10 protein-coding genes are annotated in these 13,957 nt (G+C 73.7%); 1 reads left to right on the forward strand and 9 read right to left on the reverse strand.

The genetic code is table 11. The features are described from left to right. Positions 1-68: 68 nt before the first annotated feature. The 7 genes from QMF98_RS14165 to QMF98_RS14195 all read right to left on the reverse strand — a co-directional run bounded on the left by QMF98_RS14165 (position 69) and on the right by QMF98_RS14195 (position 10,129). The gene (locus QMF98_RS14165) at positions 69-1,754 is read right to left on the reverse strand and encodes a DUF7059 domain-containing protein (RefSeq protein ID WP_337973585.1); all 1,686 of its coding nucleotides are present in this window, start codon (positions 1,752-1,754) and stop codon (positions 69-71) included. Then, positions 1,751-2,431: an endonuclease/exonuclease/phosphatase family protein gene (locus QMF98_RS14170; protein WP_337973586.1), complete on the reverse strand. Its 681-nt coding sequence runs from the start codon at positions 2,429-2,431 to the stop codon at positions 1,751-1,753. Before QMF98_RS14170 ends, QMF98_RS14165 begins: the two co-directional genes overlap by 4 nt. Positions 2,432-2,591: 160 nt before the next feature. Further along, positions 2,592-5,048 (reverse strand): sodium-translocating pyrophosphatase, encoded by a 2,457-nt coding sequence (locus tag QMF98_RS14175; protein WP_337973587.1) that lies wholly within the window; start codon positions 5,046-5,048, stop codon positions 2,592-2,594. A gap of 209 nt (positions 5,049-5,257) precedes the next feature. Further along, positions 5,258-5,620: an anti-sigma factor antagonist gene (locus tag QMF98_RS14180; RefSeq protein ID WP_337973588.1), complete on the reverse strand. Its 363-nt coding sequence runs from the start codon at positions 5,618-5,620 to the stop codon at positions 5,258-5,260. A gap of 93 nt (positions 5,621-5,713) precedes the next feature. Further along, positions 5,714-7,204: an HNH endonuclease signature motif containing protein gene (locus QMF98_RS14185; RefSeq protein WP_337973589.1), complete on the reverse strand. Its 1,491-nt coding sequence runs from the start codon at positions 7,202-7,204 to the stop codon at positions 5,714-5,716. A 223-nt stretch (positions 7,205-7,427) separates the two neighbouring features. Next, a complete protein-coding gene (locus tag QMF98_RS14190; RefSeq protein ID WP_337973590.1) occupies positions 7,428-8,258 on the reverse strand; it encodes an anaerobic ribonucleoside-triphosphate reductase activating protein in 831 nt (276 codons plus the stop codon). Then, a complete protein-coding gene (locus QMF98_RS14195; RefSeq protein WP_337975642.1) occupies positions 8,255-10,129 on the reverse strand; it encodes a ribonucleoside triphosphate reductase in 1,875 nt (624 codons plus the stop codon). Before QMF98_RS14195 ends, QMF98_RS14190 begins: the two co-directional genes overlap by 4 nt. A gap of 409 nt (positions 10,130-10,538) precedes the next feature. Here QMF98_RS14195 and QMF98_RS14200 point away from each other — a divergent pair, with 409 nt between their 5' ends. Further along, positions 10,539-13,142 carry a DEAD/DEAH box helicase gene (locus QMF98_RS14200; RefSeq protein ID WP_337975643.1) on the forward strand — a complete coding sequence of 868 codons (2,604 nt, stop codon included), beginning with the start codon at positions 10,539-10,541 and terminating at the stop codon, positions 13,140-13,142. A gap of 8 nt (positions 13,143-13,150) precedes the next feature. Here the strand turns inward: QMF98_RS14200 and QMF98_RS14205 are convergent, their stop codons facing one another. Both QMF98_RS14205 and QMF98_RS14210 read right to left on the reverse strand, forming a co-directional pair. Then, on the reverse strand, positions 13,151-13,606 hold the full coding sequence (locus tag QMF98_RS14205) for an Rv3654c family TadE-like protein (RefSeq protein ID WP_337973591.1): 456 nt from the start codon (positions 13,604-13,606) through the stop codon (positions 13,151-13,153). After that, the gene (locus tag QMF98_RS14210; protein WP_337973592.1) at positions 13,603-13,911 is read right to left on the reverse strand and encodes a TadE family type IV pilus minor pilin; all 309 of its coding nucleotides are present in this window, start codon (positions 13,909-13,911) and stop codon (positions 13,603-13,605) included. Before QMF98_RS14210 ends, QMF98_RS14205 begins: the two co-directional genes overlap by 4 nt. Between the last annotated feature and the right edge of the window lie 46 nt (positions 13,912-13,957).

Raw genomic sequence — 13,957 nt, forward strand, 5'->3', positions numbered from 1 at the left:
ACGGCCAGGCCCCCGGTGTGCGAGCTCGGCGGGCGTCGCGACGCGGACCCGCGTCGGCGCCCTGCCGCTCAGGCGGGCAGCAGGAACCCGTCGGCCACCAGGCCCCGAGCGGTCGGCAGCACCTCTCGGGCGACGTCCTCCGCGGACCGGTCCAGCAGCGCTCCCAGCGCTCCCACCAGCGTGCCGACGCTGAGCTCGCCGTCGCACGCCCCCACCAGCCCGGCCACAGCCGTGCCCACCTGCACCGCGCGACCGAACCCGCCGCCCTGCCGAAGCAGCACCACGCGGGGGTCGGACTCCCCCGGCACCAGGTGCCGCTCCTCGGTGACGTCGGGGGCGACGACGAGGTGCTCCGCGACGAACGCCTCGTCGTCGCGGGCGGCGAGCCAGTCGTGGGCGGCCAGGCCGGCGGCGATCGCCGGACCGACGGGGCCGGGCAGGGGGCTCGTCAGCTCCTCGAGCCGGCGCAGCCGCGGCCGGTGCTCGTCGGCCACCGCCGGCCGGCGCAGGGTGACGATGCCGAAGCCGATCGCCGTGACGTCCCGGGACGCCAGGTCGTCCAGCCAGGCGCCGTACAGCGAGCGCCACGCGGTCCGGTCGGCTGCCGACGTGGTGCCCGCGTCGCGGATCCAGGTCTCGGCGTACTGGGCCGGGTCGAGCAGCTCGCGCTGCACGACCCACGCGTCCAGGCCCGAGGCGTCCACCCAGGCACCGATCCGCTCGGTCCAGTCGGCCTGCCCGTGCACCTCCCAGTTCGCCAGCAGCTGCGCGACGCCGCCCGGCGCCAGCACGGCACCGACCCCGGTGACCAGCTCCTCGACCAGCGAGTCGCCGGGGCGACCGCCGTCGCGGTACTCGTACACCGGCACATCCGGTATGCGCGGGGTGATGACGAACGGCGGGTTGCTCACCACCAGGTCGAACTCCTCGCCGGCGACCGGCTCGAGCAGCGAGCCGCGGCGCAGGTCCACCCGGGACGGGTCGAGACCGGCCAGAGCGAGGTTGAACGCCGCGAACGCCAGCGCCCGGTCGGACACGTCCGTCGCGGTCACGTGCCGCGCGTGCCGCGAGGCGTGCAGGGCCTGCACGCCGCAGCCGGTGCCGAGGTCCAGCACCCGGTCGACCCGCGTGGGGACCGTGGCGCCGGCGAGCGTCACCGAGGCGCCGCCGATGCCCAGCACGTGGTCGGTGCCCAGCGGACCGCCGGTCGCGAGCTCACCGAGGTCGGAGGCGACCCACCACGTCGTCTCGTCGGCACCGTCGACCGCCGTCCACGGGCGCACGTCGACGAGGGGGCGGAGCCTGTCAGGCCGAGACGAGCCGTGCGCTGACGTCGCGTCGCGCGGCGCCCCGCCCGACGGTGCCGCGTCCCCTGGTGTGCCGTCACCGCCAAGCACCGGCGCTTCGGGGTCGTCCACGTCGTCGACCCGGGCGACGAGCCCGAGCGCCAGCGCACCGGCCGCACCGGCGGTCGGCAGGGCGCGGTCGAGATCCTCCCTGGTCACGGCCTCGCCGAGGAGGAAGGCCCGCACCAGCGTCGCGACGGGCGGGACGTCGGGGCCGGCGGTCGCCCGCAGTGCTGGGGTCGGCTCACCGCGCTGCAGCGCCGCCGAGGCGACGGGGCCGAGCAGCGCCTCGACGGCGTCGACGGTGAAGGCGGCGAGGTCCGCACGGAGGGCAGCGACCGCAGCCTCGTCGACGACGGGGACGCGATGCGGCGTGGGGTCGTCCGGCGTCGTGGCGGACGACGTCACCGCTCCTCCCCCGCCACGAGGTCGACGACCACCGGCAGGTGGTCGCTGGCGACGCGGGCCGCCGGGACGTCGAGCACACGGGCGGCTGTCACGCGCAGACCGTAGCCGACCAGCACGGCGTCGATCCGCTGGGCCGGAGCGGACGCCGGGAACGTCGGACCGGCGTCCGCGGCCGCATCCGTCAGCCCCTGGGCGAGCAGCGTGCGCCACGACGGCTGGTCGGGCACCTCGTTGACGTCCCCCAGCAGCACCCATGGCTCGGTGCGGGGCAGCCGGTCGAGCAGCAGGCGCAGATGCCGTTCCCGCTCGCCCGCGTCCAAGCCGAGGTGGACGACGACCAGCCGGACCGGGTCGCCGCCCGATAGCACCCGGGCCGTGCTGGCGCCACGGCGGGTACGCGGCAGCTCCCACGGCAGGCGGTACGCCGCCGCCTGGTCGGACGGCAGGTCCACGCGCACCAGCAGGGCGGTGGTCCGGGAGGCGCCACCGCCGACGACCACGCGGAGCCCCGCACGCCGGGCGACGCGGCGCAGGCGCCACCGGCCCAGCGGGCCGAGCGGACGTTCCTGGACGCCGACGACGTCCGGAACCGTGTCCCGCAGCACGCCGACGACGGCGTCGACGCACCGTCGGGTGGTCAGCCAGGGCGTGCCGAGCGCGTGCAGGTTCCACGTCATCACCCGCAGCGGCCGGTTTGCCTCGGCGGGCTGGGGCGCCTCCGCGGGTCTCGGCAGTGCTGCGGGTCTCGGCAGTGCTGCGGGCTCCGTCACTCCGGCGGGCTCCGTGGCCCCGGCGGACTCCCTCACTCGGCGGGCTTCGTGGCCCCGGCGGACTCCCTCACTCCCGCGGGCGCGGTCCCCGCGGTGCCGAGTCGGCGAGGCTGTCGTCGTCCAGGTCCTGGTCAGGCAGGTCGGCGGCGAGCTCGGCGTCCGAGAACTCGTCCGTCTCGTCGAACTCGAGCTCCGCCTCGAGCACCTCCGGGTCCGGCGACCCGCCGGACGCGCGCCGTCCCTCCGCCGACGCCGCGGCGACCGACTCACGGTCCACCCGCGCCGCCCGGAGCCGGGACACGATCACGGCCCCGAACGCGACCCCCGCGGCCAGCAGGGCGATCACCAGGCGCAGCGCATGGTTGGCGCCGGCACCGGCCGACACGGACACGACCGCCGGTGCGACCAGCAGCGCCACCAGGTTCATCACCTTGATCAGCGGGTTGATCGCCGGCCCGGCGGTGTCCTTGAACGGGTCGCCGACGGTGTCGCCGATCACGGCTGCGGCGTGCGCCGCGGACCCCTTGCCGCCGTAGTGCCCGTCCTCGACGATCTTCTTCGCGTTGTCCCAGGTGCCACCGCTGTTGGCGAGGAACACGGCCATGAGCACACCCGCGCCGATCGCACCCGCGAGGAACCCGGCGAGCGGGCCGATGCCCAGCCCGAACCCGACGGCGATCGGCGCGAACGCCGCCAGCAGGCCCGGGGTGGCGAGCTCCCGCAGCGAGTCGCGCGTGCAGATGTCCACCACCCGGCCGTACTCGGGCCGCTCGGTGCCGTTCATGATGCCGGGGTGCTCGCGGAACTGGCGGCGCACCTCGAAGACGATCGCGCCGGCGGCGCGGGTGACGGCGTCGATCGCCAGCCCGGAGAACAGGAACACCGTGGCGCCGCCGAGGATCAGGCCCACCAGCGTGATCGGGCTGATGATCTGGTAGTCCATCATCGCGGTGACGAGGTCGTCGCCCAGCCGACCGCTCACCCCGGCCAGCGAGGTGCGCACCGCGTCGGCGTAGGAGCCGAACAGCGCGGTCGCGGCGAGCACGGCGGTGGCGATCGCGATGCCCTTGGTCACGGCCTTGGTGGTGTTCCCGACGGCGTCGAGGTCCGTGAGGATGCGCGCACCCTCCTCGGTGACGTCGCCCGACATCTCCGCGATGCCCTGGGCGTTGTCGCTGACCGGCCCGAACGTGTCCATCGCGACGATCACGCCGACCGTCGTCAGCAGGCCGCAGCCGGCCAGCGCGATGAGGAACAGGGCCAGCGGGATCGACCCGCCCGCCACCAGGAACACGGCGCAGATCGCCGCGGCGATGATGCCCGCGGTGTAGACGGCGGACTCGAAACCGACGCCGATGCCCGACAGCACCACGGTGGCGGCACCGGTCAGCGTGGTCCGGGCGACGTGCAAGGTCGGGTTGCTGGTGGTGTTGGTGAAGTAGCCGGTCACCCAGAGGATCACTCCGGCCAGCACCACGCCGACCAGCACCGCGACCGACGCGATCAGGCGCGGGTCGCCGTGGTGGGTCTGCAGCCCGGCGGTGCCGTCGGTGAAGGCCGTGAACGACGACGGCAGGTAGACGAAGGCCGCGACGGTGGCCAGCACCACGCCGAGCAGCGCCGCCGTGTAGAAGCCGCGGTTGATCGCCTGCAGGCCGGACTCCTGGCCACGGACCCGCGTGATGAACACACCCAGGGCTGCCACGAGGGCGCCGACGGCCGTCACGAGCAGCGGGAACACCATGCCGTGCTCGCCGAACGCCGCCTTGCCGAGGATCAGCGCGGCCACCAGCGTCACGGCGTACGACTCGAACAGGTCGGCCGCCATGCCGGCGCAGTCCCCGACGTTGTCGCCCACGTTGTCGGCGATGGTCGCGGCGTTGCGGGGGTCGTCCTCCGGGATGCCCTGCTCCACCTTGCCGACCAGGTCGGCGCCGACGTCCGCCGCCTTGGTGAAGATGCCGCCGCCCACCCGCATGAACATCGCGAGCAGCGCGGCGCCGAAGCCGAACCCCTCGAGCACCGCGGGTGCGTTGCCCCGGTAGACGAGGACGACGGCGGACGCGCCCAGCAGCCCGAGGCCGACGACCGACATGCCCACCACGCCGCCCGTCCGGAAGGCGATCCGGGCACCGGCCGCCCGTCCGTCGGGCCCGGAGGCCGCCGCCGCGACACGCAGGTTGGCGCGGGTGGCCAGCCACATGCCGAGGAACCCGATCGATGCGGAGAAACCCGCTCCGAACAGGAAGAAGATGCTGCGCCCCAGCTTCACGCCACCGTCTCCGGGGAGCAGCAGCAGCAGCGCGACGACCACCACGGCGAACAGGCCGAGCGTGCGGAACTGCCGCCGGAGGAACGCCGACGCCCCTTCCTGCACCGCGTGGGCGATGTCCTGCATGCGGACGGTGCCCTCGCCCGCGGCCAGCACCTGACGGGCCAGCACCGCAGCGACCGCCAGGGCAGCCACCGCCACGGCGGCGATGCATCCGACGATCACCAGGCTCGTGGTGCCGAGCTGCAGCATGGATCCTCCCCCAAGGACGTCGCACGGCTCTCGGCCGAGTCGTTCCTCGGCACCGTCGCCGGGAATCCGGGCAGTCTAGCCAGGGAGTGTGACCTTGGTCCTACCGAGGACCGAACGACAGGTGTCTGGGCCGAGGTCCTTCGGCACGGCTGGGTGCCGTCGACCGGGGCAGCTCATGGCCTCGGCCGCGCGGCGGCCGACCTCCGACGTCAGTGCGTCGGCTCCTCGACCAGCGCGTCGTCCAGGGAGGGGCGGATGGTGAAGACCTGCTCCAGAGCCGTGATGCGGAACACCATGAGCAACCGCTCCGAGTCGACGACCAGCTGCAGCCGGCCACCCGCGGTCCGCACCCGCTTGAGGGTGCCCACCAGCAGGCCCAGGCCCGTCGAGTCCATGAAGCTGACGCCCCGCAGGTCGACCACCAGGTCGACCTGCTGGCGGTCGATCAGGGCGTTCAGGCGCTCACGCAGCGTGTCGGCGGTGGCGACGTCGATCTCGCCGTCGACCTCGACCACCGTCTGCCGGCCGACCTCACGGCTCACCACACGCAGCGCCACGGCCTGCCCCTCCACGTCCGCTCGGCACGACACGGGAATTGAAACATCCGCGCCGGCCAGGAGCCACAACAGCGACCGTGGCGCTGGTCACCAGAACCGAGCGTCGGGTCAGAAGGGCGGGACCAGCGGGTAGGCAGCAGCACGGCGCCCCGCGGGCATTGCCGAACGAACGGGGTCACGAGCGGAGGCATCCGCTGGGGCACCGGCGCCGGTTGACGGCGGCGACCCGGCGTCGAGACGGGCGGCCGGCTCGTCGTGGTAACGCCGGCCCGACGGCGTCTGCCAGACGAGCTCACCGCCGCGCCGATGCGTCACGTGCCATCGACCCAGGTGCTTGAGCCGGTGGTGCTTGCGGCACAGATGGGCGAGGTTGTCCGCCGCCGTCTCGCCACCGGCCGCCCACGCCGTCGAGTGGTCGACGTCGCAGCGCGCGGCCCGACGCGCGCAGCCGGGGAACCGGCAGGTGACGTCCCGCACCGCCAGCGCGGTACGGAGATCACCCGGAACCGCGTACCGGCGGCGACCGACGGAGAGCACCGCCCCCGTGTGCGGGTCGGTGAGCACCCTGATGAACGACGGGGCATCCGCCGCCAGACGGCGAGCCGTCTCGATGTCGATCGGCCCGTGGCCCTCGAGCACGGCCGGCTCGTCATCATGTCCGAGCAGCGTCAGAACCGGCACGGTGAGCACCACGGTCGCGCGGATTCCCCGTGCCCCGTCGGGGAGCGACTTGCGGGACCCGCTCATGTCGGCATCCACCTGGACGGCGTCGCTCGGATCGTCGCATCCGTCGGTTCGGCTGGGGTGCCGCTGGTCCTGGTCCGGCAACTGCCGCGGAGCGGCCCTCACGGGCCTGCTGGCGTCCCGAGCGTCCGGGTCGATGAGGAGCGCGGACATCACGTCCGCGCGCAGCTGCGGCAGCGAGCGCTCGTCATCCGGGCCCTGGACCTCCGCAGCCAGGTCGGAGATGCGGTGGAACGCCGCATAGGCCTGCTCGGCGGGCAGCAGGGCGCTGAGCCACGCGAGGTGGTCGTCAGCCGGCGTCACGGTGACGTGCCGGTCCGCGACGGCGGCGCGGCGCGCCTCCGGAGTCACCGGAGCGGCGTGCCGCGCACGCCACCGGCGGGCCACGGAGCGGAACCGGGACGGGTCCAGCGCCAGCGCCCGCGGAGTCAGCGCCTCGTCCGCTGCCGAGCGCACGTCCTCCGAACACCGCTCGAACAGCTCGAGCATCACGTCGACGTGCCACCGGGAGACCTCACCGTCGGCGTGCGCCTCGGCGAGACGCGGGAAGCACCTGGTCAGCACGGCCGTGCGGCGCACCCGCGACGAGACGGTCGACTCCGGCAGACGAAGAGCGAGCGCGAGCTCCGCGACCATGTCGGTCCGGGCCCACTCCCAGGCGACGTTGTCGGACAGGCCCGCCGGCAGCTCGGCACGACGCATGGCAGCGCCGCTCCGGAACGCCTCGACGACGAGACCGTCACGCCAGGCGGAGATGCGGTTCACCAGGCGGTCCGCCGCCGAGACGGCCGAGATCATGTCGTCGACGGGATCGCGGTCGTCCCCGTCCGCGAGCACCGCGGGCACGGCGGGCACGGCGGGGAGCGTCCCCACCGCTACCGACCGCCCGTCATCCATAGGGGGATCCCATCACCGACCACTGACATAGCCGCCCAAATCGGGCGCCATGCGTTCGCGGCCCTCTGCGACCTGACATGGCCGATCTGACGTGGCCCTAGGTCGCGGCAGGGCACGCGACAGGAGACAGGCAGGGCGTCGCACGACCGGGCGTGCTCAGTCCGAGGCGACCACAGCCCCGTCAGCGAGCGTCCCGGACCGCCGCAAGCGCAGCCCGGTACTCCTCCGTGGTGCCGTCCGCTCGTACGGTCTGAAGCACGTGCTCGCGGACCCCCCGCTCCGCGAGCACGGCAGTCAGCTCGGCGACGTCGTCGTCGGACATCACCGTCGGATCCACCGTGGTGCGCACCTGCACGTCCACGCCCGACGCGAGCACCAGCTCGAGAGAGGAGAACGCCTGGTCGGCGCTGGTCGTCGGTCCACCGGTCCGCGTGATCGTGCGGTACAGCCGCGCCGGCGCCTTGATGTCGAGCCCCACCCAGTCGACCAGGGGCAGCAGCTGCCGGAGCCGACGCGGGTAGGCACCGCCCGTGTGGAGCCCGACGAGGAAGCCTGCCTCCTTCACCTCACGCATCGCGGCCACCAGCCCGGCCTGCCGGGTCGGCTCACCGCCCGAGAAGACCACGCCGTCCAGCAGCCCGCGACGTCGCGCGAGCAGGTCGCGAACGGCCTGCCACGGGACCACGCCGGGTGTCCGGGGATCGAGGATCGCGCTGTTGTGGCAGTAGGTGCACCGCCACGGACAGCCCTGCAGGAACACGGTGGCAACCAGGTGCCCCGGCCAGTCGACGGTGGAGAGCGACACGAGACCGGCGATCTGCAGGTCGTCCGCGGCGGCATCCCGGGCCTGAGAGCCGGCGCGTGCCGTCGACGGGCCCGAGCTGGCCTGCGCGGCCGGCGACGGCGCGCCCGCGCGGGCCGACGGCGAGGCGGCACGGGCCGACGACGAGGCGGCACGGGCCGACGACGAGGCAGCGCGCCCCGTCGTCGGCCCGGTCGTCGGCATCGTCATGCACCCACCGCGACGGGCTCGCCCGCGCCGACGATCTCGTCGTGCGCGTACGCGTGCATGCCGGGGTCCGCACCGAACGCGACCCGCTCCTCGAACGAGACGCGCTCCGCCTGCTCACCCTTCTTGCCGACGTTGAACGAGCTCACGGGCCGGAAGTAGCCCATGACGCGCGTCCACACCTCGCACTCCACCGGCGCGGCGTCCGGGTGCGCCTCCGCGCAGCGCGGGCACGTGTGGTGCTCGCCGGCCAGGTAGCCGTGGTTCGGGCAGATGGAGAACGTCGGCGTGATGGTCATGTACGGCAGGCGGAAGCTCGACAGCGACCGCTTCACCAGCTCGCGACAGGCGTCCGCCGTGCTGATCCGCTCCGACATGTACAGGTGCAGCACCGTGCCGCCGGTGTACTTGGTCTGGAGCTCGTCCTGCCGGGCCAGCGCCTCGAACGGGTCGTCGGTGAAGCCGACCGGCAGCTGCGAGGAGTTGGTGTAGTACGGGTTGGCGTCCGTGCCGGCCTGCAGGATGCCCGCGAACCGCTTGCGGTCCTCCTTGGCGAACCGGTACGTGGTCCCCTCGGCGGGCGTCGCCTCGAGGTTGTACAGGTGACCCGTCTCCTCCTGGAACTCGACCATCCGGCCCCGCACGTGGTCGAGGATGCGCAGCGCCAGCTGGTGGCCGCGCGGGTCGGTGAGGTCGTACTCGTCACCGGTGAAGTTGCGGATCATCTCGTTGATCCCGTTGACGCCGATCGTGGAGAAGTGGTTCTCGAGCGAGCCGAGGTACCGCTTGGTGTAGGGGAACAGACCCTCGTCGAGCAGCCGGCCGATCACGTCCCGCTTGAGCTCGAGCGAGGTGCGGGCCAGCTCGAGCAGGCGGTCGAGCGCCGTGATGAGACCGGCCTCGTCGCCCGGGTGCAGGAAGCCGAGGCGCGCCATGTTGACCGTCACCACGCCGACGGAGCCCGTCTGCTCCGCCGAGCCGAACAGGCCGTTGCCCCGCTTGAGCAGCTCACGCAGGTCCAGCTGCAGCCGGCAGCACATGGACCGCACGTCGCCGGGGTTCATGTCCGAGTTGATGAAGTTCTGGAAGTACGGCAGCCCGTACTTCGCCGTCATGGCGAACAGCCGCTCGGCGTTCTCCGACTCCCACGGGAAGTCCTTGGTGATGTTGTACGTGGGGATCGGGAAGGTGAACACACGGCCCGACGCGTCGCCGGCCGTCATCACCTCCATGTACGCCCGGTTGATCATGTCCATCTCGACCTGCAGCTCGCCGTACGTGAAGTCGCACGGCTCGTCGCCGACGAACGGCACCTGCTCCTTGAGGTCCTCCGGGCACGTCCAGTCGAACGTCAGGTTGGTGAAGGGCGTCTGCGTGCCCCAGCGGCTGGGGACGTTCAGGTTGTAGATCAGCTCCTGGATCCCCTGGCGCACCTGCTCGTAGGTGAGCTGGTCCAGCCGCACGAACGGGGCCATGTACGTGTCGAACGAGCTGAAGGCCTGGGCGCCGGCCCACTCGTTCTGCATGGTGCCGAGGAAGTTGACGATCTGGCCGATGGCGGACGAGAAGTGCTTGGGGCCGGTCGCCTCGACCTTGCCCGGCACGCCGTTGAGACCCTCCTGCAGCAGCGTGCGCAGCGACCAGCCGGCGCAGTAGCCGCTCAGCATGTCGAGGTCGTGGATGTGGATGTCGCCCTCGCGGTGGGCCGTGCCGATCTCGGCCGGGTACACGTGGGACAGCCAGTAGTTGGCCACCATCTTCCCGGCGGTGTTGAGGATCAGACCGCCCAGGGAGTACCCCTGGTTCGCGTTGGCGTTGACCCGCCAGTCGCTGCGGTCCAGGTACTCCTCGATGGAGGAGCCGACCTCGACCATCACCGGCGCGGCCGGCTGCTGCGGCACGGTGGACGTCGTCGTCCCACGCTGCGCCTCGACCTGCTGCTGGAGCTCTGCACCGAGCTCCGACCCCTGCGTCGCGTGCTGCGACGACTCCTGAACCGACATCTGCGCCCTCCTGAGCCTGCGTCACCCGCGGTCCGGGTGGAGCCCTATCCGAGCGCACCCGACACAAGATGTTGTGGTCCGACTCGCCCGACACGCCCACATGTGCCACAACGACAATCCGTTCAACGCCCGGCGCAGGCGACAGGCCCGGGACCAACGTCCCGGAATGCGGGTGATCTTGGCGCTCGACGAGAGCGCGACGCGCGGGTGCGACCATGAACGGGTGGGGACCGGCGAGCTGCTCGACGTGCTGCTCGCGGGAGGCCGCCGAGCGGACCGGATGACGCACGTCCGGCACCTGCCGAGCCGGCCCGGTCGCACCGTGGACTGGCCGGCCTGGGCCGACCCAGCGCTGGTCGCTGGCTACCGGCGGCTCGGGGTCGAGGCGCCCTGGGCGCACCAGGCCGAGGCGGCGGACGCCGCGTGGTCCGGCAGGCACACCGTGCTCGCGACGTCCACCGGCTCGGGCAAGTCGCTGGCGTTCTGGCTGCCCGCGCTCAGCGCCGTGCGGGCCGCGGGCACGGACGCCGCGACGGGCGCCGACCGGGGCCGGATCGAGACCGTCCGCCGACGCGCCACGACCCTCTACCTGTGCCCGACCAAGGCGCTGGCCGCCGACCAGCTCGCCGGGCTCGAACGGCTGCTGCGCGCCGCCGAGCTGCGCGACGTCCGCGTCGCGACCTGCGACGGCGACACCTCCCGCGAGGAACGTCGTTGGGTGCGCGAGTACGCCGACGTGGTGCTGACCAACCCCGACCTGCTGCACGTCACCCTGCTGCCGCAGCACCAGCGGTGGTCGCGCGTGCTCTCCTCGCTGCAGTACGTGGTGCTCGACGAGTGCCACGCGTTCCGCGGTGTGTTCGGCGCGCACGTGGCGCTGGTGCTGCGCCGGTTGCGACGGGTCGCAGCGGCGTACGGGGCGTACCCCACCTTCGTGATGGCGTCCGCCACCACCGCTGACCCGGCGGCGAGCGCCGCACGGTTGATCGGCGTGGGCCCCGACGAGGTGCGGGCGATCACCGACGACGCGTCGCCGGCCGGCACCAAGACGGTGGTGCTGTGGGAGCCGCCCGAGCTGCCGGGGTCCGATGCGCCGTGGTCGGCGCTGCTGCCGGAGGACGACCCCTGGGCACAGGTCTCGGTCGTGCCGGCCGCCGTGCCGGTGCCGGCGGCGGCGCGGGGGGTTGTAGCGGCACAGGCGCCCGCGGCGGGGCAGGCCCTCGAGGTGGCGCAGGTGGCGGCGCAGGCGTCGCGCGCGCCTGAGACACCGCTCGCGGGCCTGCCGTCGGGCCCGCTCGGCACCGGCGAGCAGCTGGTGGTGGAGCGCACCGACGCGCCTCGGCGCACGGCGACCGCCGAGGTGGCGGAGCTCCTGGCGGACCTCGTCGCCGCCGGTGCCCGCAGCCTCGCGTTCACCCGCTCACGCCGAGGAGCGGAGTCCGTGGCCGCCACAGCACGCGCCCACCTGGAGCGCAGCGCGCCAGAGCTGGCTGGACGGGTCTCGGCGTACCGCGGCGGCTACCTCCCCGAGGAGCGGCGCGCGCTGGAGCGGGCGATCGGCACGGGCCAGCTTCGCGGGCTCGCCACGACCAACGCCCTGGAGCTGGGCGTGGACATCTCCGGCCTCGACGCGGTGCTGATCGCCGGCTGGCCCGGCACCCGCGTGTCCTTGTGGCAGCAGGCCGGTCGCGCCGGCCGGGCCGGCGCCGACGGGCTCGTCGCGTTCGTCGCCCGCGAGGACCCTCTCGACACCTACCTGGTGCACCATCCGGAGGCGGTGCTCGATGCACCCGTCGAAGCCACCGTCTTCGACCCGGGCAACCCCTACGTGCTCGCGCCGCACCTCTGCGCCGCAGCGGCCGAGGTGCCGCTGCGCACGGACGAGCTGGCGATGTTCGGACCGGCCGCGCCGGCGCTGCTGGACGAGCTGGTGGAGCGGGGCGCCCTGCGCCGCCGAGCCTCCGGGTGGTACTGGACCCACGCCGAGCCGGCGAGCGGGCTGACCGACCTGCGCGGCACCGGTGGTGACCCGGTACGGGTGGTCGAGTCCGGCACCGGCCGACTGCTGGGCACGGTGGACACCGCGTCCGCCGACTCCACGGTGCACGAGGGCGCCGTCTACGTGCACCAGGGCGCGACCTTCGTCGTCGACGAGCTGTCCCTGGACGACGGCATCGCCCTGGTGACGCGCCGCGACGTGGACTACGGCACGTGGGCCCGCTGGGTCACCACGACGCAGATCCGGGAGGTCCGTCAGGAGCTGGCGTGGGGGCCGGTGACGTGGGGCTTCGGGGACGTGGACGTCACCAGCCAGGTGCTCGGCTACCAACGCAAGCGCGTCCCGGACCTGCAGGTGCTCGGCTCGTCCGAGCTGGACCTGCCCGCACGGACCCTGCGCACCACCGCCGTCTGGTGGACCGCACCGCCGGAGGTCCTCGAGGCCGCCGGCGTGACGCTGGAGCAGACGCCGGGCGCCCTGCACGCCGCCGAGCACGCCTCGATCGGCCTGCTGCCCCTGCTGGCGACGTGCGACCGCTGGGACCTCGGCGGCCTGTCGACGGCCGTGCACGTCGACACCGGCACCGCCACCGTCTTCGTGCACGACGCGTACCCCGGGGGCGCCGGGTTCGCCGAGCGCGGGTTCGGTCTCGGCGCCGTCTGGCTGCGGGCCACCCGTGACGCGATCGCGTCCTGCCCGTGCGGCTACGGGTGCCCCGCCTGCGTCCAGTCGCCCAAGTGCGGCAACGGCAACGACCCCCTCGACAAGGCGGCTGCGATCCGGCTGCTCGACGTGGTGCTGGCGCACGCACCGAGCTCGACGGCCGGTCGAACGCCATCCGACCTGGGTCCGACGGTCGATAGAGCGGGGTCCCAGCCGAGCTGACCGCACGGTCACGGCGCCCGCGGGCCGGCCGCAACCGGGCTCGGCCCCGCGCGGGCGCGCGCTCGCGCGGCGCCGGCAGGCCCGTCCACCGTCACCTGCACGGTCACCGTCCCGAACCCTGCCGTCCCGGACGCGCCCGTCTCGCACCCCGTCGTGCGGCCGCCGTTACGCTCGGCGACGGCAGCGGCGAGGACGCACGGGCCCCCGGCCGGTGCGGACACGGGCTCGGTGGCGTCGGGGAAGACGGACTCCCGCTGCAGCCGTTCCGCGGCCGCGAGCGCCGCGAGGTCGGCAGCCGCCTGTGCACGTGCGTGCCCGAGGAACGACGCCGCGAGCACGCCGAGCAGCCCCGCGACCAGGACGACCACCGCGGCCACACCGAGAACCAGGACGGTTCCGGACCCACGGTCGCCGTGCGGAAGCCGTCGCCACGCCGGCGGGACTCGCCCGGGTGGCGTGCTCACGGCTCCACCGGTGTGCTGCTGCGCGCCCGCGCCTCGAGACCTCCGAGGCCCCATGCGCCGGTCACGGGCCGGTCGACCGTCACCGTCACCCACCCGTCGGCGCGGACCACGGCGACACCGGCACCGTCCCCGGCTGAGCGTCTGACGACGCCCAGCACGGCGGCGTCGTCCTCACCGAGCGCGGCGCTGCGCGCACCGGCACGCGCTGCCTCGGTGCACCGCAGCTGAGTGGCGGCCGCCGTGGTGAGCAGCAGCACCAGCCCGAGGAGCACCACCACACCGACCAGACCGACGGCGAGCTCCACGGTGACCGACCCACGATCGGTTACCGCCCCACGACCGCCGGCCGCG

The organism is Cellulomonas sp. NTE-D12, assembly GCF_027923705.1.
Classification (GTDB): Bacteria; Actinomycetota; Actinomycetes; order Actinomycetales; family Cellulomonadaceae; genus Cellulomonas.